The sequence below is a fragment of the Rhizobium sp. RU20A genome, from assembly GCF_900155885.1.
Classification (GTDB): Bacteria; Pseudomonadota; Alphaproteobacteria; order Rhizobiales; family Rhizobiaceae; genus RU20A.
Map to the genome: position 1 here is coordinate 89012 of NZ_FTMB01000001.1, position 24446 is coordinate 113457.

The following is a 24446-nucleotide window of genomic DNA, read 5'->3' on the forward strand; positions in this document are numbered from 1 at the left end:
GCCGCCCGCCCGCCCGCCATGACACATGTTCCGGAGCCATCCATGCCGTCCAAAGTCGAGATCACCTTCGCAAAATCCATCCGCCCGGCCGGCGGTGTCGGCCTGCTCTTGCAGGTCGCCGGCAGCCAGCCGGCCTTCGTGACCGCGGCCGACCCGGATGGCGTCTCGGCCCGTGCGGCCCGCACCGCGAAGTTTACCGCCAAGGCGCTCTCGACGCTCGACATTCTCGCGCCCGCCAACTCCCCCTTCGAGCGCCTCGTCATTCTCGGCCTCGGCGACAAGGCGAAGATCACCCGTCACGACTGGCTGAAGGCCGGTGGCACTGCGGCCGCCAAGGTGAAGGGCGCGGAGAAGATCGCCGTCTATCTCGATGCCGAACCGTTGGATGTCGGCGGTCGCGAAGCAGCCGATTTTGCCCTCGGCATGGCGCTCGCGGCCTACAGCTTCGACCAGTACAAGACGAAAAAGGCTGAGGACGAGACGACCCCGCGGGATCGTACCCTGCGCGTCACCATCGTCACCGCCTCCGTCATCGCCGCCAAGAAGGCCTGGGCCGATGCGGAAGCCGTGCTCGACGGCGTCGTGCTCGCCCGCAACCTTGTCAACGAGCCGCCGAACGTGCTCGGCCCGGTGGAATTTGCCGCGCGTGCCAAGGAACTGGAAGCGCTGGGTGCCGAGGTGGAAATCCTCACCGAGCGCGAAATGAAGAAGCTCGGCATGGGCGCCCTGCTTGGCGTCGCCCAGGGCTCGGCCCGTCCGCCGCGCCTCGCCGTCATCGAATGGAAGGGCGGCAAGGCCAAGGAAAAGCCACTCGCCTTCGTCGGCAAGGGCGTCGTCTTCGACACTGGCGGCATCTCCATCAAGCCGGCCGCCGGCATGGAGGACATGAAGGGTGACATGGGCGGCGCGGCTGCCGTCATCGGCCTCATGCATGTGCTGGCCGCCCGCAAGGCCAAGGTCAACGCCGTCGGTATTCTCGGCCTTGTTGAAAACATGCCCGACGGCAATGCCCAGCGCCCCGGCGACATCGTCACCTCCATGTCCGGCCAGACGATCGAGATCATCAACACCGATGCCGAAGGTCGCCTCGTGCTGGCCGATGCGCTCTGGTACTGCAACGAGCGCTTCAAGCCGAAGATGATGATCAACCTGGCGACGCTGACCGGCGCCATCATGGTCGCGCTCGGCAGCCACCATGCCGGCCTCTTCTCCAATTCCGACGAACTGTCCGAAAAGCTGCTCTCTGCCGGCCTTCGCACCAACGAGAAGCTCTGGCGCATGCCGCTGGGCCGCGAATACGACAAGATCATCGACAGCAAGTTCGCCGACATGAAGAACTCCGGCGGCCGCTACGCCGGCGCCATCACCGCCGCCCAGTTCCTGAAGCGCTTCGTCAAGGAAACCCCCTGGGCCCACCTCGACGTCGCCGGCACGGCCATGGGCTCGCCCTCCGACGAGATCAACACCTCCTGGGCCTCCGGCTTCGGCGTCCGCCTGCTCGATGACCTCGTGCGGGAGGAGTATGAGGGGTAAACCCGGTGACTGAAGTCCTCTTCTACCACCTGACCGAATCCAAGCTGGAGGATGCCCTGCCGCCACTCCTGGAAAAGTGCCTGGAGCGGGACTGGCGCGTGGTGGTGCAGGTGCCGGACGAGGCGCGGCGCGACCGGCTGGATGATCACCTCTGGTCGTTCCGCGACGACAGCTTCCTGCCGCATGGCACGGATGCGGCGCCGCATGCCGACGAGCAGCCCGTGCTCATCACCATCGGCCCGGAAAACGCCAATGCCGCCACGGTGCGCTTCCTGGTTGATGGCATGGTGACGCCAGCGCTCGATACCTACCAGCGCGCGGTCTTCCTCTTCGATGGCTTCCAGACCGAGCAGGTCGAACACGCCCGCACCGAATGGAAGCGCCTGAAGGCCGAGGGACACCAACTCACTTACTGGCAGCAGGACCGGGACGGGCGCTGGGCGAAGAAGGGGTGAGGAGCCGGGGGCGGGCCGGCGCGCAAGGCTGCCGGCCGCGATGCGCGAGCCCGGTCTGTGGCCGCATTGCAGGAACGATCACACGTCCATTTCCGTGACGAAGAGATTGCCCTCGACATAGATTTCCGAGCTATCCGTGAGCATATCGCTCATCAGAGGCTGTCCGGAGGCTTGATCTTCTATGCGGATCGTATCGAGGTCGCCCGTCACCTTGCCCACGAAGATGGGCGAGGGTTGCCGCGCCTGCCTGATCGTCACGCTAAGATACTGTGTGTGGCGGCCCCGGGCCATCGACGGCAGGCCCGAAAGCGAGACGGGCCCGGACGCAGTGCCCTTGGAGGACAGGATGAAGGACAGGCGAATAGCCGTCGCCGCCCCCATGTTCTGGAACGATCCTGAGGCCTCCTGGACGATACCTTCGCTGCTTCCGCCAATTTCGAGCGTTAGGGCGTGTGACAGATAAGAGTTGGGTATGTAGACGGGCTGGCGCATGTATTTGCGCAGATCCCCGCCGCCGATGGAGGCAAACGACCTCCAGGCATGGGTATTGCCTTTGTCTGTTTTAAGCCCGGCGCCCAGGGGAATACATCCCTTGAGTTTTTCCTGCACCTGCATTTCGGTGACGCTGAACCCGTCCTTGGTGAAGTAGCATAGAAGAAGCGTATTCGGTTCCGGCAGGATGTCGCCATCATCGGGAATGACCACGGAGCAATTGTTGAGGGAGTTGCTGACAGCGTGCCGCTCCTCCGGCATGAAGAAGGCGATCCCTCCATTATCCGGCGAGGCTTCGCTTCGATTGTCGCGCGTCATCATGCCGTCCGCAACACAGGCGATGTAGCGCGTGTAGCTTCCGCCTAGAATAAACGGGAAATAAGCCGGATTATCGTCCCGGTAATAGGACGACCAGACGTGGCACTTGTGGAAAATATTGTTGCCGCCCCGGTTCTCGATCCCGTTATGGTAGTGCTGCACATTGACGTGGAACCAGCTGTCCGTGCAGTCGGAGCGGAAGCCGACGGCGCCCGGTGCCACGCGTGTGGTCCCGCCCATGCGCGAATGCGGGCACGATCCCCAGATTTCGAGATTGCCGTTCACTTGATAGCCTGCGAGGAAACGGGCGCCGGCGTTGCGAGCTTTCCAGATATGCCCATCGATGGGTGTCGCATACACCCGCTGCCCGTCGATGCCGATCGCGTCCGCTTGTTCGTTACAGTCGATCTTTAGCCCTCGCAGGCCGGTCGCGCTGTGGTAGCGATCATTTTGATCGCCGGAGCCAAGTTGCAGGACGCCACCGGGCACGCCGCCGTTAAAGCCGTCGAGTGCCTTTAAAGTACAGCCTCGCGGAACGATGCCTATGCCGTCCGGAATTTTCAGTGTCCCGGCCAATCCGATGATGGCGCCGCGTGGCAGGACAAGGTCATAGGCCCGAGAGTCGCAATATTTGATATAGTCGTACATGGCTGCGGTGCTGTCCGCTTCGCCCGTCAGGTCGACGTAAATGCCGGGAGCGACCAGGATTCGGTCGAGCGGGAGATCTATTCCATGAATAAGGTCGCCGATATCGCTGCCGGCAGACGTGAAATTTCTTTTGAATTGCGTCTTCGTATCAATGACAGGAACGGTCATGTTAGACTTCCATCCTTGCGACAACGAAGTCGCCGTTTTCATCCACCTCGAAAACTGGGGGTGAAACGGTGGTGTCGGCGACGTAGAAATAGCCCACGGGTAAAATGCGGAGAGGGCGCGTCGGAGTATTTCTTGGATTTAAAACAGATGCCACTGCGAGGCTTGAGGTCAGAAGAAAGGTTCGCCGTGTAATTTTTTGCATGATATCTTCCATGCGCATTAGAAGACAAAAAATTAGAAAGAGTCTGTGGCCGATTGATGGCCTGTTGCCAATTCCTCCCGCTAACCCCACTCCATGCTGACGTCGTCTTCACGTTCGGTATACCGGCAGGCGTGCCGCGAGGGAGGTCCGAGCCGATCGAAGCCGGGTAGCTGCGGCCCCTCCGGTCAGGATCCATAGAACGGGTGCAAGCCCGAGCCGCTTCGCCGGAACCGGACGAGGCACCGGGTCACGGGTCAAGCTGGGGTCATCACGCCCGAGCCCGTCAGGCTTGCGGATAAAGACCGCTGAACGGGGCGCTGGACGGCGTTCCTTCAACAATCCCTTTCGCCATCGGCGGCGTGGAGCGGCGTCCGACAGTCCCCCAAAACAACAAAACCCGGCGGCATCGCCGCGCGGGTTTTGAAAGCTTGCTCGGAGCAAGGATTCGGAAAAATCTGTCCGAAAATCCCGTTCCTTCAGTCGTAGAACGCCTCGACCACCTTGCGCTTGCCCAGCATGAAGGCGTCCGCCACATGCCTGAGCGGCGCGAGATCGACGTCCGAACGGCCACTCTTCACGATCTCCGCGAAGCGGGCGTAGAGTGCGGGATATTCCCGCTCCGGCTCCTCGTGAACAAGCGCGCCGTCGATTGACAGCTTCGCGCCGCCCTCGGAGAGAACCATCGTGCCGGCCGCCGTCTTCGCCACAATGTCCCAGCTCTGCTTGCCCGTTTGGCGCCAGTCGAATTCGGCGGAGAGCGCGAGCTTCTCGCTGTCGCTGAAGATGATCGAAGCCGCGATCGGCGCGTCGCGATTATCCGGGAATTCGAGCGTCGCGGCGGTGACGAAAACCGGGCGCGGCAGGATATGGGTGACGATCGACAGCGCATTGATGCCGGGATCGAAGACGCCAAGGCCGCCGGCCTCCCAGATCCAGGCCTGGTTCGGGTGCCAGTGGCGCACATCTTCCTTCCAGATCACCTGCACGCTCTCGAGCGTCGTGCCGGCAAGAAAGGCCTTGGCGGCTTCCACGGCCGGCGCATAGCGCGAATGCCAGCTGGCCAGCAGCGACAGGCCCTTCGAAGCCGCGAGCGCCGCAAGGTCTTCCACCTCGCTCAGCGTCGCGCCCGGCGGCTTTTCGAGAAACACATGCTTGCCGGCCTTCAGCGCGGTCACAGCCGCCTCGTAGCGAAACTGCGGCGGCATGCACAGCGACACGGCCTCGATCTCGGGCACCGCCGAGAGCATCTCCTCGATCGACTTGAAATTCGGGATGCCATCCACGACCCCGTTGCGGCTCGCCGCCGCCGTCAGCGCATAGTCGCTATTGGCCGCAAGGGCCGGCAGATGCTGGTCGCGAACGATCTTGCCGACGCCGACGATGGCAATGCGGATGGGGCTCATGGTATCTCCGTCCCGAATAGTATGACTTTTTTGCTGTTGTAGCAGATCGCAAGGCGTCGGCAAGCAGCGGCGCGCGATTTCGCCATGCTGCGGCGGTGGACAAACCGCTCTTGAGCGCTATTCCTTTTCCGCGCGCTAAGGAGATCCCATGCCGCCTATCATTCGCACCGCCACGGCCACCGAGGTTGCCACGCTCATCGACTGGGCCGCCGCCGAAGGCTGGAACCCCGGCATTGGCGATGCCGAGGCCTTCCACCGCGCCGACCCCGGCGGTTTTCGCGTTGCGGACGTCGACGGCGCGCTTGCCGCCGGCATCGCGCTGGTGCGGTATGGCGAATCCTATGCCTTCCTCGGCCTCTATATCGCCGCGCCGGAATTTCGCGGGCAGGGCATCGGCTATGCGCTCTGGCAGGATGTGATCGCCGGTGCCGGAAGCCGCACCATCGGACTCGACGGCGTCGTTGCGCAGCAGGAGAACTACCGCACCTCCGGCTTCGCTTTGGCGCATACCAACATCCGCTACGGCGGCACCCCGACCGTGCCGGCCGCCACCAGCGCCGATCTCGCCGATGTCCAGCGCCTGCATGTGCCGATGATCGTCGACTACGACCGCGCTCTCAATCCTGCCCGCCGCGAGACGTTCCTGACCGAATGGCTGAAGGACAGCGGCGGGCGCCAGAGCGTTGCCCTGCTGCGCGCCGGCAAGATCACCGGCTACGGCACGGTGCGCCGCTGCCGCGAGGGATACAAGATCGGCCCGCTCTTCTCCGACACGGAAACCGGCGCCGACCTTCTCTTCCGCCGCCTTGTCAGCCTCACCGATGGCGGCCCCGTCTTTCTCGACGTGCCCGAGCCCAACGCCGCCGCCAAGGCACTCGCCAGCCGCTACAATCTCAAGTCCGTCTTCGAAACCGCCCGCATGTATCGCGGCATCGACCCGGACCTGCCGCTCGACCGCATCTATGGGATCACCAGCTTCGAATTGGGCTGATCACTCCGCGAGCGGCACCGCCGTCGCGGCGAATCCGCCGGCAACCGCCAGCACGCGCTCATAGGTGCGGAATTCGTCAGGCCAGACCCCGTCTGCCGTTATCCGCTTCCCCTGCGAGGGGCTCAGCCGCCGCAACGCATAGGCATCATAGGTCTGCTCGTCCTGCGCCCCCAGCCAGTGCTGCCCGCACATGCTGCAGCGCGCCGCAAACAGCCACCATTCTTCCCCGTCATGCCAGTGCCGCGGACCGACGGTCGCAAAGAACCGGTCGGCGCGATCTGTGAAGCCCATCGGAACGACGTCGACATCGCGAAGCGTGATGCACTCGCAGGCGAGCCTGGGGCGCGCAAAGGCCTCCAGCAGCAAGCGCAGTTCGGCCACCACATGGCGATCGCGCCAGTCGGCGGAGATGAGCGCCAGGTAAAGCGCGGCACCAAACACGGTCTCCAGCCCATCATCGGAATAGACCCGGAGCTCGAAATCCCGGACAGCCATGTCGCCGCGCAGGAAAGCCCAGAGCGTGGCGTCGATGGTGGATGGTGCTACGGGCTCAGACCCGGTCTCATTGGCGTCCATACCGCAAGTCTGATGTGGTGCGGCAGGAACGTCAATCGCCGCACGCCGCCAGTTTGGGGCGGGATGACGACGACAGAGGGTATGAGAAGAGGGAGCGCGGAGGGGAGCGTCAGGCCTTTACCCCGCCATTCCCTCTTCATATTCCGCCGAAAGCTCCAGCCACTTTTCCTCCGCCTCGGCAAGCTGCGCGGCGGCGTCTGCGCGGCTCTTCGCCTTGGCGGCGGCTTTTGCCGGGGTCTTTTCGTAGAGCGCGGGATCCGCAAGCTCCACATCAAGCGCCTGAATCAGTTTCTCGAGTTTCGCCGTCAGGGACTCGATTTCATTGATCTTCTTGCGCAAGGGAGCAAGGGCCGCACGCCGGTCGGCGCTGGCCTTGCGCTGGTCGGCCTTGGACAGCCCGTCATCGGCCAGCGTCGGCCGCGCCTTGTCGTCCTTGGCCTTCGGTCCGCTGACGATCAGGCCGCGATAGTCCTCGAGGTCGCCCTCGAAGGCCGTCACCGTGCCATCCTTGACGAGCCAGAGACGGTCGACCGTCGCCTCGATCAGGTGGCGGTCGTGGGAGATCAGGATGACGGCGCCCGGATAGTCGTTGAGCGCCGCGATGAGCGCCCGGCGGCTGTCGATGTCGAGGTGGTTGGTCGGCTCGTCGAGGATCAGCAGGTTCGGCGCATCGAAGGCCGCAAGCCCCATCAGGAGCCGCGCCTTCTCGCCGCCCGAGAGATCCTTTGCGGGCGTATCCATCTTCTCGGTCGCAAGGCCCATCTGCGCCACGCGGGCGCGCACCTTCGCCTCCACTTCGCCGGGCATCAGCCGGCGCACATGCTCCACGGCACTCTGGGCGGGGATGAGGTCATCCATCTGATGCTGGGCGAAGAAGCCGATCTTCAGCCCCGGCGCCGTCTTCACCTCGCCGCTCTCGGCGGCCAGCTTGCCGGAGATGAACTTGGCGAAGGTGGACTTGCCGTTGCCGTTCGAGCCGATCAACGCGATGCGGTCGTCATTGTCGATGCGCAGGTTCAGCCGCTTGAGGATCGGCGCGCCCGGCTGGTAGCCGACGGCGGCGGAGGAAATCGCGACGATCGGCGAGGCCGGCTGCTTCTCGGGCTCGGGGAAGGAGAAACCCTGTACGTGATCCTCGATGACGGCCGCCACCGTGCCCATGCGCTCCAGCGCCTTGATGCGGCTCTGGGCCTGCCGGGCCTTGGTGGCCTTGGCGCGGAAGCGGTCGATGAAGCTCTGCAGGTGCTTACGCGCCGCATCGTTCTTGGCCTTCGCCTTCATCTGCAGTTCGTCGGCCTCCGCCTTCTGCCGCTCGAACTGGTCATAGGGGCCGCGATAGAAGGTCAGCTTCTTCTGGTCGAGATGCACGATGGAATTGACGGCAGTGTTCAGCAGATCCCGGTCGTGGCTGATGATGATGACCGTGTGCGGATAGCGGCGGATGTAATCCTCCAGCCACAGCGTGCCCTCAAGGTCGAGGTAGTTGGTGGGCTCGTCTAGCAGCAGCAGGTCCGGCTCGGAGAAGAGCACGGCCGCCAGCGCCACGCGCATCCGCCAGCCGCCGGAAAAGGACGAGGCGGGGCGAAGCTGCGCCGCATGGTCGAAGCCGAGGCCGGCGAGAATGCTGGCCGCCCGCGATTCCGCCGCATGGGCGCCGATATCGGCAAGCCGGGTCTGGATCTCCGCGATGCGGTTGGGGTCGCTGGCCGTCTCCGCCTCTTTCAAGAGCGCCGCGCGCTCCTTGTCCGCGGCAAGCACGATCTCGATCAGCGCATCCTCGGTGCCGGGCGCTTCCTGCGCCACCTGGCCGATGCGCGCCTGCCGCGGCAGCGACACGGTGCCCGCCTCCGGCGTCATGTCGCCCGTGATGATCTTGAAGAGCGTGGACTTGCCCGCGCCATTGCGCCCCACAAGCCCCGCCTTCGTGCCGGAAGGCAAGGTTACGGAAGCATTCTCAATCAGCAGTCGCCCGGCAATGCGGGCCGTGAGGCCGGAAATCGCGATCATGCCGGCGTGTATAAGAGGCAGGCGCGGGGGAGCGCAAGCGGGGAGGCGGCTTGCGGTTGCGGATGTCAGTCCTCGTCTTCGAGCTGCGCCTGCAACAGGTCGGCAAGGTAGGTTTCCATCGGCTGGAGGTCGAGATTGCCCTCGTGCCAAGCGCGATCGGTCTGCTGCAGCGCGTGATAATAGGGGCCGCGATTCTCCCGGATACGTTCCGGCACGATCTTGCGGCCCGGCAGCAACGTGCCCGAGCGCGTACAGAGCAAATAGTAGCAGACGGCACGTGCCGTCCGCCCGTTGCCTTCGATGAAGGGGTGGATCCAGTTCAGGCGCCAGAGCGCATAGCCTGCAAGTTCGGTCGCTGAAAGATTGTGCCAGTTTTCGTGCAGGAACGAGATGAACCGATCCATCAGATCGGGCACGTCGTGGAAATGCGGAGGCAAGTGGTTGCCGACATAAATCGGCTCCTCTCGGAAACGGCCGCCGAATTGGCAAATCCCCGCCACCGCCGTGTGGTTCAACGCCCACAGCATATACTTGTCGATCGCCTGCGGTCCCTGTAGCAGGCCAATCTCAATGAAGCTGGTGAGCAGATCATACTGCCGCAGAAGGTTCTTCTCCAGAATCGTGTCATAGAGGTCGGCGAACTGCCGTTCCGTCACGAGCATCCCGGAGCCCTCCCGATCCGCCTGAAATCAGGCTTTACGAAGACGCGGACTTTTCGCCGCGACCCGCACCGAGTCCTTGGTGATCCGCGAGCCATCCGGTGCATTGCCGTAGGCGAAGCTGACGCGCTGCTCCTGCAACTGCTCATCGCTGACGCCGGTTGTCCGGGCGCGTTCGAGCAGAGCCTCAAGAGCCGGGCGGTATGGTGCAGAGGTGATGCCCGGTTTCCGTTGGACCATGTCCGTCTCCTGTCGGTGTTTCATAATCTTGGGTGACGCTGACTGGTCTGCCACCACAAGCCGCCATGTTACAGTCTTCCAATCAAAGACGTGGACGCTGCATCGCTAATGGCAATGATACAGCTCACGCCGGGATTCGCAATTGCGTGATGGACCCTTCAGGGCTTCATGGGGGATGTCCGCAATTGCCTCATATGCCCGGCGCCAGCCACTCTTTCCCCTCCGACCGGAGAAAATATATCAGATCCAGCACCAGGCTTTCCTTGCCGAGCGCGGTCAGTGTCATGTGGCACTGGCCGCGATGGTGGGTCTGGTGATTGAACATATGGGAAAGGCCCGGTGCCAGCGCATGGGTGATCGGGGTGGGGTTGGTGATGGCGGAATAGGTGACGGGCTGGTCCAGTGCCGCCGGCTCAAGCCCTTCCAGCCATTGAATGATGCGCGCATCGATGGCCTTGCGGGCAGCCGTCAGGCTGGCAAGGTCCGGATGCAGGATGGCGGCGAGTTGGTTTGCGGTCTCGCCTTGCCCGGTAAAGCGCTTCATCCAGATCCCGTCGGCAACCACCAGATGGTTCAGCGTCGCCATCAGAGAGCCGAAAAAGGCGCCCCGGCTCTCATTGAGTTCGGCCTCGCTGAGCGTTGCGGCCGCGGTGTAAAGTCGGTCATTGGCCCAGCGGTTATAGTCGGCAAACATGCGGAAATGGTCGATCATGGCTCTTCGTCCTGCGGAATGAAAAGGCGATCCTAGCGCGTTGCACCATCCACCGGGGTGATGCGACCGATGAAATGTTTTGATTGGATCACATCCCGTCAGCCATGTGTGAATGCAGGCCGATCCCCAAACGCAGGAACCGACCATGAGCCTCACCCTCTATGCCCTCTGCGGCGCCGATCCCGCCCGTCCTTTCTCGCCGCATGTCTGGAAGGTCGCGATGGCGCTGGCCCACAAGGGTCTTTCCGCCCAGACGGTCGCCGTCGGCTTCACCGATATTCCCGGGATCGAGGCCGGTGCGACGAAGACCGTACCCCTGCTGAAGGATGGCGAGACGCTCGTCTCCGACAGCTTCGCCATCGCCCGTTATCTGGAAGAGACCTATCCCGATCGCCCGAGCCTCTTCGGCGGCCCCGGCGGCCTTGCCACGGCACGCCTCGTAGAAGGCTGGTCGCAGACGCAGATCCATCCGCTGCTGACGCCCATCCTCATTCTCGACATCCATGCCATGCTGGCGCCCATCGACCAGGCCTATTTCCGTGAAAGCCGCGAAAAGCGCCTCGGCCGCACGCTGGAAGAGGCTGCCGCCGGCGCCCCCGCCGCCATTGCCGACCTGCGCACCCGCCTCGAACCGCTCCGCCACACGCTCCGCCACCAGCCCTTCATCGGCGGCGAAACCCCGCTCTTTGCCGACTACATCGTCTTCGGCGCCTTGCAATGGGCCCGCACCACGTCGAAAACCGAAATCCTCGGCGCCGACGACCCCGTCGCGCTCTGGTTCGACCGCTGCCTCGACCTCCATGGCGCGCTGGGACGCAGCGTGACGGCTGCATGAAACTTCATGCGCGCGGCTGCCCAAACGCCGGCGCCCCCTTGTTTTGCGCCAAGGAGGCCGCTAAGGAGGCGCCCACATCCGCAAAGCACTTGCGGGCAACGTTTCAAAACAAAAGGGATTTGGGACCATGGCGATTGAACGCACCTTCTCGATGATCAAGCCGGATGCCACCAAGCGCAACCTGACGGGCGCCATCACCAAGATGCTCGAAGATGCCGGCCTGCGCGTCGTCGCTTCCAAGCGCGTCTGGATGAGCAAGCGCCAGGCTGAAGGCTTCTACGCCGTTCACAAGGATCGCCCCTTCTTCGGCGAACTCGTCGAAGGCATGACCTCGGGCCCGACCGTCGTACAGGTTCTGGAAGGCGAAAACGCCATCCTGAAGAACCGCGAAATCATGGGCGCCACCAACCCGGCCAATGCCGAAGAAGGCACCATCCGCAAGACGCATGCGCTTTCGATCGGCGAAAACTCGGTTCACGGCTCCGACGCCCCGGAAACCGCTGCCGAAGAAATCGCCTACTGGTTCTCCGGCACCGAAATCGTCGGCTGATCCGTCAGCGAACTGACATGGGAAAAGGCCCGGCGCCACGAGGCGGCCGGGCCTTTTTCGTTCTCAGGGAGGATGTTGCCGTCGGGTGGTCTCAGTCGTCCCTGCGCCAGCGCGCCCGGGCGGCATCGTCGGCCTCGCGTGCATCCACCCAGCCGCCGGTGCCGCCGGCCGAAAGATGCTCCTTCTTCCAGAAAGGCGCGTCGGTCTTCAGAAAATCCATCACGAAACTCGCGGCGTCGAAGGCCGCCTGCCGGTGGCTCGCAGCAGCCGCAACGAGCACGATCGTCTCGCCGGGCTGCATCGACCCGTAACGGTGGATGACCGTGAGGCCCAGCAGGGAGAAGCGAGTGACGGCATCGGCGGCGATGGCGCCGATCGCCCGCTCTGCCATGCCGGGATAGTGTTCCAGTTCCAGCGCGGAGAGGCGTCCGGCCTCGTCACGGCAAAGGCCTGTGAAGGTCACCAGCGCCCCGATATCGCGCCGCCCGTCGGTGAGGAGCGCGCTTTCCGCCGCGACATCGATCGCGTCACGCTGCACGCGCACCCTTGCCGCGCCGGATGTCGCCGCCATCGCCTCAACCGCCCGTCATCGGCGGAAACAATGCAATTTCGCGTGCGCCGGCAATGGGTTCGTCGTGCTCGACATGCTCCTGGTTGATGGCGATGCGGATCACTTTTTCATGGGCCAGCGCCTCGGCATAGTCCTCGCCGAGCGTCTTGAGGTGGGCGATCAGGTCGCCACCGGTCACCACGTTCGGCGGCAGGTCGATCTCTTCCTCGCCCTTGCCGATCTTCTCGCGCACCCAGGCGAAATAGACGAGCCTCGTCATTCTATTCATCCACGATGTGTTTGATGCCGGCCCGGAAATAGTCGTAGCCGGTATACATGGTGATCAGCGCCGCCGCCCAAAGGAGCGCGAGGCCGGTGCCGGTGGCAATGCCGATCTCCGGCGATTCCGGCGGGATGTTGTCGATGGCCGGCCCGACGAGCAGCAGGCCGATGGCAACCATCTGCACGGCCGTCTTCCACTTGGCAATGCGTGTCACGGGCACGCTGACCTTCAGCGCGGCGAGATACTCACGCAGGCCCGACACCAGGATTTCGCGGCACAGGATGATGATCGCCGCCCAGATGGTCCAGCCGGCGATCGTCCGGTCGGCCGCCATCAAGAGCAGCACGGAAGCAACCAGCAGCTTGTCGGCGATCGGATCCAGCATGCGGCCGATGTTCGATGTCTGGTTCCAGATGCGAGCGAGATAGCCATCGAGATAGTCGGTGACGGATGCGACCGCGAAGAGCCAGAAGGCCGTCCAACGCGCGAAGTCCGACGACTGCAGGCGCCCCTCGATGAAAAAGCACAGCACGATCAGCGGGACCGCCAGAATGCGCGCATAGGTGAGCAGGTTCGGAATGTTGTAGGCTTTGGGCGTGGACATCGGGACTCGGTTCATGTGAGAGGCAAAAATGGTCCGGGCGCAGGGAAGGACGTTCCGCGCCGCGCGTCAACCGTTGGCGGGCAGTGTTGAAGAGAATTATGACAGAATTGTCGTGAACGGGCGATGAACCCGGGACGCGGCATGGAATTGGACTTGTTGCGCTTTTCGATGATCGACAAGGCACGTCGCCCGTGCTTGTCTCCGCACATTGTGATCGGCTTGAGCAGGGGAATGCGGTGAACGAGACTGAGGCCCGCACGGATGCAACGGTGGCGACGGGCGTGATACCGGCCCACGATACGACCACGCTGGAAATGGTCGTTCTCATGACGCCCGACATGGCCAACTTCTCCGGCAAGGTCCATGGCGGCGCGCTCCTCAACCTGCTTGATCGTGTCGCGTTTTCCTGCGCCTCGCGCTTCTCGCAGCGCTACGCCGTGACGCTTTCGGTCGATCAGGTCGTGTTCCGCCAGCCGATCCATGTCGGCGAACTCGTCACCTTCCGCGCCGCCATCAATTATGCCGGCCGCACTTCCATGGAAGTCGGGATCCGCGTGGAGGCCGAAAACATCCGCAGCGGCGCGCGCCGCCATACCAATTCCTGCTATTTCACCATGGTCGCCGTGGATGACGAAGGCAAGCCGGCGGAAGTGCCGCCCTACGTGCCGAAAACCGAAGCGGCGGAACGGCGCCTGCGCGCCTCCGAAGCCCGCCGCAAGCTGCGCCGCGAATTCGAGCAGCGTTTCCACGAGGCGACCAAGGAGGGGTAAGGCGGATACGCCTGCTTCCGCGCGCCATCCTCTCGCTTTGTTCCGACTGCGGGGCACACGATGCCCAGATGCTGAAACGTCGGTGGATCACGATGGGATCCGGAACTGTGCGCAGATCTGAGCGCCCAATCGGCGCGGTCTGCCTTGTCCGTCCCCTGTATCAGTCCTTCACGATTTCCAGAAAGTCATGGTCCGGCACCCAGTCTTGGCGGTAAGCGATGCCCTCCCGCATGACAACGACATGGGACACGATCCCGTTGACTTCATATTCGAATTGAGCGGCTGCATAGGCAAAGGACCGGGCCCCTCCCTCGCTTCCTTGTGATGCAATGTGCAGGCCGTCTTGTTCGATCCGCCACTGCCCAGATTCTTCACGAAGCAGGATCCGGTGCGGCTTCATGGGCACAAGGTCGATGATTTCGTCCGCCATCTCGCGGAGCGCGGCTTCGACTGCATCCATGGTGGCCACATAGGCGACGTCGAAGTCGGCACAATCAAAGCGACTGTCCTGGCCAGCGGCCACGATCGCCTTATGAGCCTCCCGACAGACAACGCTGAACCTCGGCGGATCGGCCAGCTGCGATTCGCCTGACACGACACGCGCTCCGCTTCTTGTGGAGAAGATTTCAATGCGCCGGCCATGATCGGGCCGGCTCGGTGTCAGCTCCGCGCCGAGGGACTGACCACGCAGCAGTGCTTCGATGTTAAAGTCGGTGAGTATCCGTCTCATGATCATGGGTCTCCACCGCGATGAAAATTGGATATTCATCGATAGTGCACACCCAAAGATCACGTGCGGCTATGTCCGGCGTAACAGCCGAAGCGATCGGTGTGGCCCGTTCGTGCGCCTTCTATCGCCGCCCATCCTCGTGAAAGTGGTCGTACACCAGCTTCGCCACCGATTCCGAAATACCGTCGACGGCCATCAGATCCGACATGGCAGCCCGTGACACGGCCTTTGCGGTGCCGAAGTGGTGGAGCAAGGCCCGCTTTCGTGAAGGTCCGATCCCGGCGATCTCGTCGAGCGGGTTCTTCACCATTTCCTTCTTGCGCCGCGCCCGGTGCGAGCCGATGGCGAAGCGGTGCGCCTCGTCCCGCAGGCGCTGGATGAAGTAGAGCACGGGATCGCGCGGCGGCAGGGTGAAGCTGTCGGCGCCCTGGCGAAAGAAGCGCTCGCGGCCGGCCTCGCGATCGGCCCCCTTGGCGACGCCGATGGCGATCACGGTATCGGTCAGACCAAGCTCGGCGAGGATCGCGTTCACCTGAGTCATCTGCCCTTGGCCGCCGTCGATCAGGATCACGTCCGGCCATGCTGGCAGGGCGGCGTCTTCCGCCACCTCCTGGCCGCGATCCGGCAGGCCCTCTTCCTTCAAGAGGCGCGAAAAGCGTCGGGTCATCACTTCCCGCATCATGCCGAAGTCGTCGCCGGGCGTGATGTCGGTCGATTTGATGTTGAACTTGCGGTACTGGCTCTTCACGAAACCTTCCGGCCCCGCCACCACCATGCCGCCCACCGCATTGGTGCCCATGATGTGGGAGTTGTCGTAGATCTCGATGCGCCGCGGCGTGCGCTCCAGCCCGAAGGTCTTCTGGAAGCCCTCCAGGAGGCGCGTCTGCGAGGCCGTCTCTGCCAGCTTGCGGCCATGCGCTTCGCGCGCATTGGCAACGGCATGGTCGACCAGATCGCGCTTCTCGCCCCGCTGCGGCACGAGGATCGCCACCCGGTATCCGGATTTCTCCGTCAGTGCGTCCGAGAGCAGTTCCTGCTCCTCGATGGCGCCCGAGAGCAGGATCTGCCGCGGACAGGGCTTGTCGTCATAGAACTGCGCGAGAAAGGCGGCGAGCACCTCTTCCGGCGCCAGCGAGGCATCGGCCTTCGGGAAATAGGCGCGATTGCCCCAGTTCTGCCCCGTGCGGAAGAAGAAGACCTGGATGCAGGAAATCCCGCCCTCGTGGTGGATGGCGAAGACATCCGCCTCGTCGACGCCGGCCGGGTTGATGCCCTGATGGCTCTGCACATGCGAAAGCGCCGCAAGGCGATCGCGGTAGAGCGCGGCACGCTCGAAGTCGAGGTTTTCGGAGGCCTCGCTCATGGCGGATGCAATGGTCGCCTTTACCGCCTGGCTGCGGCCGGAGAGAAAGTCCTTCGCCTCGCGCACCAGTTCGGCATAGTCGGCATCGCTGACCTCGTGGGTGCAGGGGCCGGAACAGCGCTTGATCTGGTAGAGAAGACAGGGCCGCGTGCGGCTTTCGAAGACGCTGTCGGTGCAGGTGCGCAGGAGGAAGGCGCGCTGCAGCGAATTGATGGTGCGCCCGACAGCGCCGGCGGAGGCGAAGGGGCCGAAATAGTCGCCTTTGCGGCTGCGCGCGCCGCGATGCTTGAAAAGCGCAGGGGCCCGCGTGTCGCCGGTGACGAGGATATAGGGAAACGATTTGTCGTCGCGCAAAAGCACGTTGAAACGGGGCCGCAGCCGCTTGATGAGGTTGGCTTCGAGCAGCAGCGCCTCGATCTCGGTGCGGGTCGTCACGAACTCCATGTTCGTGGTCTCGCGCACCATGCGGGCGATGCGGTTGGAATGGACGCGCCCCTGCGCATAATTCGTCACGCGCTTCTTGAGGTTGCGCGCCTTGCCGACATAGAGCACGTCGCCGGCCTCGTTGAACATGCGGTAGACGCCGGGGCTGTTCGGCAGGCGCTTGACGAATTCCTGTATGAGATCCGCGCCCTTCAGGCCCGGGTCCTTCATGCCTTCCGACCAGTCGATGTCGATCACCGGGCGGCTTGGTGCCACCTCCATGTCATCGTCCTCGTCAGGCTCGGTCTCGTCATAGAGGATGCCACCATCGGTGGGCTTGCCTCCATTCATTCCACGATCTCCCGGATATCAGGCGTCTCCCAGGCCAGATGCTGGCCGCCATCGAGCGCCAGCATTTGCCCGGTGAGGGAGGGCGTGTCAAAGAGGAAGCGGATCGTGCGTCCGAATTCCTCTAGCGCGGGCCCGCGCCGCAGGATGAGCGCCTCCACCTGCGCCTGGAAATCCTTCTCATTCTGCCGCTCGTTCGGCAGCGTCGGCCCCGGGCCGATCGCATTAACGCGGATGGCGGGGGCGAGCGCCTGCGCCATGGTCTGCGTCGCCATCCACAGCGCCGCCTTGGAGAGCATGTAGGAAAAAAAGCGCGGATTGGGAGCCCAGACGCGCTGGTCGACGATGTTGACGACAAGCCCGCTCGCCGTTTCCGGCAATTGCCGCGCGAAGGCGGAGGTGATGATCGAAGGCGCGCGGGCATGCACGGCGAAATGACTGTCCCAGGCCCGTGCATCGAGCTCCATCAGGCTGTCCTTCAGGAAGATCGAGGCGTTGTTGACGACAAGGCCAAGGGGCCCGATGGCGGAAACGGCAGCATCGACCAACTCTTCTGTCGCTGTGATATCCTCAAGGTCTGCCGATACCGCTGCCGCATGCCCGCCCTGAGCGCGGATGTCCGCCGCCAGGGCCTCCGCATCACCGAGCGAACCATTGGCGTGGATGGCGACTGCAAAGCCATGGGCGGCCAGATCCTCCACGATGGCCTTGCCGATCCGCTTTGCACCGCCGGTCACCAGCGCTGTCTTCAGGGGCGTTCTGGAGAAATGTTGCACAGCTTTTCCATGTCCGTTCGATTCGGTCGGGGTTCGAGTGAGAATATAGGTTCTGACATGCCGCCGAAAACCGCGCCCGGACTTTTTGTTTCTCGAGCTTTAACAGGCATGGTTTAAAAAGAATTAATTGGGGCGATAAAAGTATAATATCGTCACAAGCGTTTTCTTGGTTAATATTTACCCTGTGGCTCCAAGGCAACATCCCATTTCTGCCATAGGTGCGCCCCGAAAATTTCACATTTCGGCTCTTGAGAATCCGCATTCGATACGCATTTTCCACCTCAACCGGGCGGGCTAAAGCAAAGGTTTTCGGTGTCCCATACTTGTACCGCGTGTGTCATGGGCATCGGTTGAAAAGGAGACTATCATGCGTACCATCATCACCGGCCTCATGGCCTCTGCCATCTCTCTCGCTGCATTCCAGGCTGCCAACGCAGCCGACGCGATCGACGAAGTTCCGGCAGCTCCGGCTGCAACCTACTCCGAGCCGGTCGTCAAGGACTGGTCCGGCGCCTATGTCGGCGGCACGGCCAACTGGCACCACGGCAAGTCCAACGCCACGGGCGACCGCACCTCAGCCGGCTTCGGCGGCGGCCTCTACGGCGGTTACAACATGCAGAGCGGCCAGATCGTTTACGGTCCGGAAGTTGACCTGAACTATGCCGGCAACGACAGCGCCAACGGCACCAACCGCGCCAAGCAGGGCGTCAACGGCTCCATCCGCGGCCGCGTCGGCTATGATGCGAACCCGGTTCTCGTCTACGGCACCGCCGGTGTTGCCCTCGGCAACCAGAAGATCTCGAACGCTTCGGGCTCTGACGAAAAGACCCACGTTGGCTGGACGGCTGGCGCCGGTGCCGAAGCGCTCGTGACCGATAACATCACGGCCCGCGTCGAGTATCGCTACACCGACTACGGCTCCAAGACCTACAACTTGCCGTCGGGCAGCATCGCTTCGGGCTACGACGAACACTCCGTTCGCGTTGGCATGGGCGTGAAGTTCTGATCATTCCGAAAGGAATGAACGCAAAGGGGCCGGTGCAAACCGGCCCCTTTGTCGTTTGAACTTCTTTCTCACGCATAAAACGTCGAGACCGCCGGGAAGACCTTCTCGAACTTCTCCGGCCACTTCTTCAGCTTCGGCCGGCCCTTCTGCCACTGGCCGGCAAAGCGCAGCTCGATGTAGCGCAGCATGGCGGCGACGGCGAAATGGCCGGCGTGGAGCTTGCCGCTGGTGCGCGGCAGGTGCGTTTCGAGATAGTCGAGGCCGCGTTCGACCTTCTCCCACTGGCGATCGATCCAGGGCTGGTGCTGCTTGTCTTCCGGTCGCGTGCGGCGCTCGTAGACGATGGCGAGCAGGCTGTCGCAGATGCCGTCGGCCAGCGCTTCCAGGATCTCGACATCGGTCCGCTTGTCCTTGTTGCGCGGGTAGAGCGTGCCACGCGTCTCGCGGTCGATGAAGTGCATGATCGAGCGGCTGTCATAGACGGAGCGGCCGTCTTCGAGGATGAGAGTGGGGATCTTGCCGAGCGGGTTGTTGCCGATCAGTTCGGCAGGACTGGAGGCTGTATCGGTCAGCACCGATTCGGCTTGAAGGCCGGCATGGTGGGCGGCCATGCGCACCTTGTTGGAATAGGGGGAGGCGGGGGAATAGAGGATCTTCATGGCAGGGCTTTCGTCTCTCGGATCACAGGTTTTTCAAAGGATGTCGGCTTAGGGTCAAAACCCGATCAGGATAGGTGTTCTGCAAGGTCAATTTTGCGTCTGGGTAGGAGGGAAGGTGCAGGAAATGCGCATCATTTTCAAACCTTTCCGACGTACTCAGGCGCAAAATTGACCTTGCCCGCAGGGTTGAGCAGGATGGGCCGACTGATGGCGAACAATGCTCGACAAGGCCAGCGGGCCTTGTCTTGCGCTTGTTCGCTGCCATTCAATCCCCTCCTCCTCAACAGAACGCCTATCCTGATCGGGTTTTGACCCTAGGGCACCGGCGGAATGGCGAGGTCGCGCGCGCGGCAGCTGTCGCGGTCGACTTCGGGGCAGGCGCGGAAGGAAAGGTTGCTCTTCGACAGGCAGATGCGCACCTCCTGCAACTCGCCGGAGCGGCAGGTGGCGGCCATCATCCGCCGGTCGAGGCCCGGATTGGACGCGATGAAGGCATCCTCGACGGCGAGCGGTGCGCGGCGCAGCGCCCGCGTCGGCCGCTGGAGCTCCACGGGAATGGCGATCTTCTCGCGCGCCGCCGCAACGACAGTGAAATAGTCGCGCTGCGACAGGCCACTGCAACTGCCATGCTTGCGCCACTGATGGCCGATCAGCCCCATGGAGGGCATGATGTCGATGACCTCGCGGCCGATGGCGTTGCTGACGCGGTCGGGCTCGTCCGTCTTGCAGAATTCCGGATAGCCGCGCTCATATTGCGGCCAGAGCCCGTGCACCACGAAGGCATTTTCAGCACCCACCTCGCACTGGTCGGTGCGTCCGTTCGGGTCATTGCCGGCACACCAGGTCGGCGACCACGAAAGCGAGAGAACGTAGAAATCGAAGCCGGAGCCTTGCGGCAGGCGCGTCGTGCTGGCGGTCTGCTCGGTGGTGGCGGCGGGCTTGGTTGCCGAGGCACGCGTTTCGCCCTCCGCCCCGTCGCCGCCGCCGGCGAGAATGGCAAGCGCCCCGAGCCCCGTCAGCATGCGCCCGCGCTGACGTTCCCAGAAGCTCGCAGTCTTGGTCCGATCCGGCACATCACCCTCCCATTCGCATCGAAGGCGGACTTGACGCCATCGGCGGTCCGGCCGTCAAGCGGAGAAAGGGATCATCTGAGGATAACCGCCACTACCGGATGGGCGAGCGGATAGAGCCCCGCCTCCTCTTCTCCCCTTGGGGAGAAGTGCCGAACGCAGTGAGGCGATGAGGGGTTCCCCCTCAAGTCGGTCGCAACGGGAACCCCTCATCCGACCCTTCGGGTCACCTTCTCCCCAAGGGGAGAAGAGGGCCAGGGCGGCGGTCCACTCAAGACGTTTAGGCTCGATTGCGTCGTCTATCAGCCGTTTTCGCCAGCGAGGCGAACAACGCGCGTGCCGGCAAAGCGATCCTGCGCCAGCCGCTCCTTGAGGAAAGGCAGCAAGACGGCAAGCTCGCGCTCCAGCGTGAAGGGCGGGTTGACGATGATGAGGCCGGAGCCGGAAAGCCCCGTCGTCTCCCGGTCGCTGCGCACGGACAGTTCGACGGCGATCATCTTCGGGATGCCACTCTCGCGCAGCGCCCCATAGAAGTCCTCGATCGGCGCGCCGCGCTTCAGCGGATACCAGAGGCAGTAGGTGCCGCCCGGAAAGCGTCGATGCGCTTTCTCCAGCCCGTCCACCAGCCGCTCATATTCGCCCTCCTTTTCGAAGGGCGGATCTACCAGAACGAGGCCGCGCTTTTCCTTCGGCGGCAGATGGGCACCCAGGGACAGCCACCCGTCCAGATGGGTCACCCGCACCTGGAAGTCGCCGTCGAAAAGCCGGTGCAGCGTCTCGTAATCGTCCGGATGCAGTTCTAGCGCCGAAAGCCGATCCTGCGACCGCAGAAGATGCCGAACGATCATCGGCGAGCCGGGATAGCGCGTGACGCGGTCACCCTCGTTGACGGCCCGCACGGCGGCAAGATAGGGCGCCAGCAGCGGCTCTACGGCGGTGGGCAGGGGCTCGGCCAGCAGCCGGCCGATCCCGTCCAGCCACTCGCCGGTCTTCTGCGCTTCTTCCGAGGCGAGATCGTAGAGCCCGATGCCGGCATGGGTGTCGATGACGCGGAAGGCCTTGTCCTTCTGGCCGAGATAGGTCACGAGCCGCGCCAGCACGGCGTGCTTCAGCACATCCGCGAAATTGCCGGCGTGATAGATGTGGCGGTAATTCATTCAGTGTCTCGATAGCGTTTATGAATTCGGCTGATCGATGCCGAATGTGCCTTTTGGCAGGTTTGTCCATCGCATATAGAAATCCCATGAACGTTGCGACCCCCATCAAGCCCCAGAAGACCATTGGCCACTCGGTCTGTCCCCATGACTGTCCGTCGGCCTGCGCGCTCGATGTCGAGCTTCTGCCGGATGGCCGCATCGGCCGCCTGCACGGTGCCAGCGCCAACAGTTATACGGCCGGCGTCATCTGCGCCAAGGTGGCGCGCTATTCCGAGCGTATCTACCATCCCGGTCGCGTTTTGGTGCCGCAGCGCCGCCTTGGCGGCAAGGGCGAGGGGCAGTGGGGCGAGGTCAGCTGGGACGCCGCGCTCGACGAAATCGCCGACGCCTTCGTGAAGGCCGAGCAGCGCTATGGGTCCGAAGCGGTCTGGCCGTATTTCTACGCCGGCACGATGGGGCAGGTGCAGCGCGACAGCATTGATCGCCTGCGCCATGCCAAGCGCTATTCCGGCTTCTTCGGCTCCATCTGCACCAACATGGCCTGGACGGGTTTTGCCATGGCGACGGGGTCGCTGCGTGGGCCCGATCCGCGCGAGATGGCGAAGGCCGACTGCGTCGTCATCTGGGGCACCAATGCGGTGTCCACCCAGGTCAATGTGATGACGCACGCCATCAAGGCCCGCAAGGAACGCGGCGCGAAGATCGTCGTCATCGACATCTATGATAACCCGACGATCAGGCAGGCCGACATGGGTCTCGTGCTGAAGCCCGGCACGGATGCGGCGCTCGCCTGCGCCGTCATGCACATCGCCTTCCGTGACGGCTATGCCGACCGGGCCTATCTGGAGCGCTACAGTGACGATCCGGCCGGCCTCGAACGCCACCTCGAAAGCCGCGGGCCGGACTGGGCCTCCGCCATCACCGGCCTGCCCGTGGAGGCGATCGAGGATTTCGCCCGCCTCGTGGGCACCACCAAGCGCAGCTACTTCCGCCTCGGCTACGGCTTCACCCGCCAGCGCAACGGCGCGGTCGCCATGCATGCGGCGGCATCGGTGCCGACCGTTCTCGGCTCCTGGCAATATGAGGGCGGCGGCGCCTTCCACAGCAACAACGATATCTTCCGCTTCGACAAGCGCGACCTCGTCGGCGCCGGTCTTGCCGATCCGTCCGTGCGCATGCTCGACCAGTCGCAGATCGGCCGCGTGCTGACGGGCGACGCCGAGGCACTGCGCCATGGTCCGCCTGTTACCGCCATGCTGGTGCAGAACACCAATCCCGCCAATGTCGCGCCCGAGCAGCGGCTGGTGACGGCCGGTCTGATGCGCGACGATCTCTTCCTCGCCGTCCACGAGCATTTCATGACCGATACGGCAAAGCTCGCCGACATCGTGCTGCCCGCCACCATGTTCCTCGAGCATGACGATCTCTATCGCGGCGGCGGCCACCAGCACATCCTGCTCGGACCCAAGCTCGTCGAGCCGCCGCCAACCGTACGCACCAATCTCTTCGTCATCGAGGAGCTGGCCAAACGCCTCGGCGTTGCCGACAAGCCCGGCTTCGGGCTCAGCGAGCGCGAGCACATCGACCGCATTCTCGTGAATTATGGTGTGGGCTACGAGGGGCTGAAGGAAAGCCGCTGGCTGGACGTGCAGCCGGATTTCGACACCGCCCATTTCGTCCAGGGCTTCGGCCATCCGGATGGCCGCTTCCGTTTCAAGGCCGACTGGACCGGCACGTCGGCGCCGAACCGCCCGCCGGTTTCGCTGGGCGCTCTCGGCCCCTATCAGGCGCTTCCGCAATTTCCCGACCACGTCGATCTGATCGAGGTCGCGGACACCGACCATCCGTTCCGGCTCGCAACATCGCCGGCGCGCTCGTTCCTCAACTCCACCTTCGCCGAGACGCCGTCTTCCACGACCCGGGAGGGCCGGCCGTCGGTGATGATCCATGCCGAGGATGCCGCCCGTCTTGCGATCGCCGAGGGCGATGTCGTCAGGCTCGGCAATGCGCGCGGCGAGATCCGGCTGCACGCTGTCATTGGCGGCGGTGCGCGTCCGGGCGTCCTGATCGCCGAAGGTCTCTGGCCGAACGATGCGCATCTCGACGGGGAGGGCATCAATGTGCTGACCGGCGCGGATGCCGTCGCGCCCTATGGCGGCGCGGCGTTCCATGACAACCGGGTCTGGCTGACAAAGGATGCCGCATGAAGACGTTTGCCGACGCGACGATCGAGATCGTCAAGGACGAGACCCTGTCGAAGAACTGGTATCACCTGCGCAACGTCACCTTCAATTACACGGGATCGTCCGGCCGCACGGCGCGGCTGAAGCGGGAGGTCTATGATCGCGGCAATGGCGCAACGACCCTCCTTTACGATCTTGCGCGCCGCACGGTCGTGCTGGTCCGCCAGTTCCGCATGCCGGCCCATCTCAACCACCACTCCGGATGGCTGATCGAAACGCCCGCCGGCCTGCTCGATGGCGATCAGCCGGAAGCGGCGATTCGCCGCGAGGCGATGGAGGAGACCGGTTACGAGGTCGGCGACGTGCGCTTCCTGTTCGAGGCCTTCATGTCGCCGGGCGCTGTCACCGAGCGGGTCAGTTTCTTTGCCGCGCCGATCGATATCAGCAGGCGGGCGGGGCAGGGCGGCGGCCTTGAGAGCGAAAACGAGGACATCGAAATCCTCGAACTGCCCTTTGCCAAGGCCATGGCGATGATCGGTACCGGCGACATCTGCGACGGCAAGACCATCATGCTGCTCCAGTGGGCGGCCCTCAACCTGCCGGAACTGAACGGGTCCGAAACGGCCTGATAAGCAGCGCTGACGAGGACACAAGGCGCGGCGTCCATCCGCGTCTACTGTTCTTCGCAAGGAACATTCCCCCGTGCACCTCGTTCCTCACGGGCAACCCCGCCCA

Annotated in this window: 26 protein-coding genes; 9 read left to right on the forward strand and 17 right to left on the reverse strand. The window is 63.7% G+C overall.

Translation table 11 applies throughout. From position 1 onward, the window contains the following. Positions 1 to 42: 42 nt before the first annotated feature. Both F3H41_RS00430 and F3H41_RS00435 read left to right on the forward strand, forming a co-directional pair. Positions 43 to 1533 (forward strand): leucyl aminopeptidase, encoded by a 1491-nt coding sequence (locus tag F3H41_RS00430; RefSeq protein WP_149736628.1) that lies wholly within the window; start codon positions 43 to 45, stop codon positions 1531 to 1533. A 5-nt stretch (positions 1534 to 1538) separates the two neighbouring features. Then, positions 1539 to 1988, forward strand: coding sequence for a DNA polymerase III subunit chi (locus tag F3H41_RS00435; protein WP_149736629.1), 450 nt, complete (start codon positions 1539 to 1541; stop codon positions 1986 to 1988). 78 nt (positions 1989 to 2066) lie between these two features. Here F3H41_RS00435 and F3H41_RS00440 read toward each other — a convergent pair whose 3' ends face one another. Both F3H41_RS00440 and F3H41_RS00445 read right to left on the reverse strand, forming a co-directional pair. Then, entirely contained in the window at positions 2067 to 3614 is a 1548-nt protein-coding gene (locus F3H41_RS00440) for a hypothetical protein (protein ID WP_149736630.1), read from the reverse strand. Between the two features lie 678 nt (positions 3615 to 4292). Next, positions 4293 to 5219, reverse strand: coding sequence for a Gfo/Idh/MocA family oxidoreductase (locus tag F3H41_RS00445; RefSeq protein WP_149736631.1), 927 nt, complete (start codon positions 5217 to 5219; stop codon positions 4293 to 4295). A gap of 148 nt (positions 5220 to 5367) precedes the next feature. Here F3H41_RS00445 and F3H41_RS00450 point away from each other — a divergent pair, with 148 nt between their 5' ends. After that, positions 5368 to 6210: a GNAT family N-acetyltransferase gene (locus F3H41_RS00450; RefSeq protein WP_149736632.1), complete on the forward strand. Its 843-nt coding sequence runs from the start codon at positions 5368 to 5370 to the stop codon at positions 6208 to 6210. On the opposite strand, the gene F3H41_RS00455 is transcribed toward F3H41_RS00450, so the two are convergent. The 5 genes from F3H41_RS00455 to F3H41_RS00475 all read right to left on the reverse strand — a co-directional run bounded on the left by F3H41_RS00455 (position 6211) and on the right by F3H41_RS00475 (position 10404). Next, positions 6211 to 6786 carry a hypothetical protein gene (locus F3H41_RS00455; RefSeq protein ID WP_149736633.1) on the reverse strand — a complete coding sequence of 192 codons (576 nt, stop codon included), beginning with the start codon at positions 6784 to 6786 and terminating at the stop codon, positions 6211 to 6213. It abuts the gene before it with no gap. A gap of 117 nt (positions 6787 to 6903) precedes the next feature. After that, the gene (locus tag F3H41_RS00460; RefSeq protein ID WP_149736634.1) at positions 6904 to 8793 is read right to left on the reverse strand and encodes an ABC-F family ATP-binding cassette domain-containing protein; all 1890 of its coding nucleotides are present in this window, start codon (positions 8791 to 8793) and stop codon (positions 6904 to 6906) included. 65 nt (positions 8794 to 8858) lie between these two features. Further along, the gene (locus F3H41_RS00465; RefSeq protein ID WP_149736635.1) at positions 8859 to 9455 is read right to left on the reverse strand and encodes a Fic family protein; all 597 of its coding nucleotides are present in this window, start codon (positions 9453 to 9455) and stop codon (positions 8859 to 8861) included. A gap of 27 nt (positions 9456 to 9482) precedes the next feature. Further along, the gene (locus F3H41_RS00470) at positions 9483 to 9692 is read right to left on the reverse strand and encodes a hypothetical protein (protein WP_149736636.1); all 210 of its coding nucleotides are present in this window, start codon (positions 9690 to 9692) and stop codon (positions 9483 to 9485) included. A gap of 190 nt (positions 9693 to 9882) precedes the next feature. After that, on the reverse strand, positions 9883 to 10404 hold the full coding sequence (locus F3H41_RS00475) for a DinB family protein (RefSeq protein ID WP_149736637.1): 522 nt from the start codon (positions 10402 to 10404) through the stop codon (positions 9883 to 9885). 145 nt (positions 10405 to 10549) lie between these two features. Here F3H41_RS00475 and F3H41_RS00480 point away from each other — a divergent pair, with 145 nt between their 5' ends. Together F3H41_RS00480 and ndk are read left to right on the forward strand one after the other, a co-directional pair. Beyond that, on the forward strand, positions 10550 to 11239 hold the full coding sequence (locus F3H41_RS00480; RefSeq protein ID WP_149736638.1) for a glutathione S-transferase family protein: 690 nt from the start codon (positions 10550 to 10552) through the stop codon (positions 11237 to 11239). A 127-nt stretch (positions 11240 to 11366) separates the two neighbouring features. Beyond that, positions 11367 to 11789: a nucleoside-diphosphate kinase gene (gene ndk, locus F3H41_RS00485; protein WP_149736639.1), complete on the forward strand. Its 423-nt coding sequence runs from the start codon at positions 11367 to 11369 to the stop codon at positions 11787 to 11789. Positions 11790 to 11880: 91 nt separating this feature from the next. Here the strand turns inward: ndk and F3H41_RS00490 are convergent, their stop codons facing one another. The 3 genes from F3H41_RS00490 to pgsA are packed head-to-tail and all read right to left on the reverse strand — an operon-like array spanning position 11881 to position 13241. Beyond that, positions 11881 to 12360 carry a molybdenum cofactor biosynthesis protein MoaE gene (locus F3H41_RS00490; RefSeq protein WP_149736640.1) on the reverse strand — a complete coding sequence of 160 codons (480 nt, stop codon included), beginning with the start codon at positions 12358 to 12360 and terminating at the stop codon, positions 11881 to 11883. A 4-nt stretch (positions 12361 to 12364) separates the two neighbouring features. After that, positions 12365 to 12619, reverse strand: a complete 255-nt coding sequence (gene moaD, locus F3H41_RS00495; protein ID WP_149736641.1) for a molybdopterin converting factor subunit 1 — start codon at positions 12617 to 12619, stop codon at positions 12365 to 12367. A 1-nt stretch (position 12620) separates the two neighbouring features. Then, positions 12621 to 13241 carry a CDP-diacylglycerol--glycerol-3-phosphate 3-phosphatidyltransferase gene (gene pgsA, locus F3H41_RS00500; protein ID WP_149736642.1) on the reverse strand — a complete coding sequence of 207 codons (621 nt, stop codon included), beginning with the start codon at positions 13239 to 13241 and terminating at the stop codon, positions 12621 to 12623. 299 nt (positions 13242 to 13540) lie between these two features. Between pgsA and F3H41_RS00505 the strand changes: the two genes are divergently transcribed. Next, positions 13541 to 13996, forward strand: coding sequence for an acyl-CoA thioesterase (locus F3H41_RS00505; protein ID WP_149738147.1), 456 nt, complete (start codon positions 13541 to 13543; stop codon positions 13994 to 13996). A 160-nt stretch (positions 13997 to 14156) separates the two neighbouring features. Here F3H41_RS00505 and F3H41_RS00510 read toward each other — a convergent pair whose 3' ends face one another. The 3 genes from F3H41_RS00510 to F3H41_RS00520 form a co-directional block, all read right to left on the reverse strand. Further along, positions 14157 to 14726 (reverse strand): hypothetical protein, encoded by a 570-nt coding sequence (locus F3H41_RS00510; protein ID WP_149736643.1) that lies wholly within the window; start codon positions 14724 to 14726, stop codon positions 14157 to 14159. A gap of 121 nt (positions 14727 to 14847) precedes the next feature. Beyond that, positions 14848 to 16863 (reverse strand): excinuclease ABC subunit UvrC, encoded by a 2016-nt coding sequence (gene uvrC / locus F3H41_RS00515; RefSeq protein WP_149736644.1) that lies wholly within the window; start codon positions 16861 to 16863, stop codon positions 14848 to 14850. Next, complete coding sequence (locus F3H41_RS00520) at positions 16860 to 17612, reverse strand: SDR family oxidoreductase (RefSeq protein ID WP_149738148.1); 753 nt, start codon at positions 17610 to 17612, stop codon at positions 16860 to 16862. Before F3H41_RS00520 ends, uvrC begins: the two co-directional genes overlap by 4 nt. Positions 17613 to 18003: 391 nt before the next feature. Between F3H41_RS00520 and F3H41_RS00525 the strand changes: the two genes are divergently transcribed. Beyond that, positions 18004 to 18642 carry an outer membrane protein gene (locus F3H41_RS00525; protein WP_149736645.1) on the forward strand — a complete coding sequence of 213 codons (639 nt, stop codon included), beginning with the start codon at positions 18004 to 18006 and terminating at the stop codon, positions 18640 to 18642. 68 nt (positions 18643 to 18710) lie between these two features. On the opposite strand, the gene F3H41_RS00530 is transcribed toward F3H41_RS00525, so the two are convergent. The 4 genes from F3H41_RS00530 to F3H41_RS00545 form a co-directional block, all read right to left on the reverse strand. Further along, on the reverse strand, positions 18711 to 19301 hold the full coding sequence (locus tag F3H41_RS00530) for a glutathione S-transferase (RefSeq protein WP_149736646.1): 591 nt from the start codon (positions 19299 to 19301) through the stop codon (positions 18711 to 18713). 22 nt (positions 19302 to 19323) lie between these two features. Further along, positions 19324 to 19566 (reverse strand): hypothetical protein, encoded by a 243-nt coding sequence (locus tag F3H41_RS21155; RefSeq protein ID WP_188129303.1) that lies wholly within the window; start codon positions 19564 to 19566, stop codon positions 19324 to 19326. A gap of 49 nt (positions 19567 to 19615) precedes the next feature. Continuing rightward, positions 19616 to 20374: a ribonuclease T2 gene (locus tag F3H41_RS00540; protein ID WP_244616034.1), complete on the reverse strand. Its 759-nt coding sequence runs from the start codon at positions 20372 to 20374 to the stop codon at positions 19616 to 19618. A gap of 299 nt (positions 20375 to 20673) precedes the next feature. After that, positions 20674 to 21528, reverse strand: a complete 855-nt coding sequence (locus F3H41_RS00545) for a 23S rRNA (adenine(2030)-N(6))-methyltransferase RlmJ (RefSeq protein WP_149736647.1) — start codon at positions 21526 to 21528, stop codon at positions 20674 to 20676. A gap of 86 nt (positions 21529 to 21614) precedes the next feature. On the opposite strand from F3H41_RS00545, the gene F3H41_RS00550 reads away from it, so the two are divergent. Further along, complete coding sequence (locus F3H41_RS00550) at positions 21615 to 23735, forward strand: molybdopterin oxidoreductase family protein (protein ID WP_149736648.1); 2121 nt, start codon at positions 21615 to 21617, stop codon at positions 23733 to 23735. Further along, positions 23732 to 24340 (forward strand): NUDIX domain-containing protein, encoded by a 609-nt coding sequence (locus F3H41_RS00555; RefSeq protein ID WP_149736649.1) that lies wholly within the window; start codon positions 23732 to 23734, stop codon positions 24338 to 24340. Before F3H41_RS00550 ends, F3H41_RS00555 begins: the two co-directional genes overlap by 4 nt. Positions 24341 to 24446 lie beyond the last annotated feature (106 nt).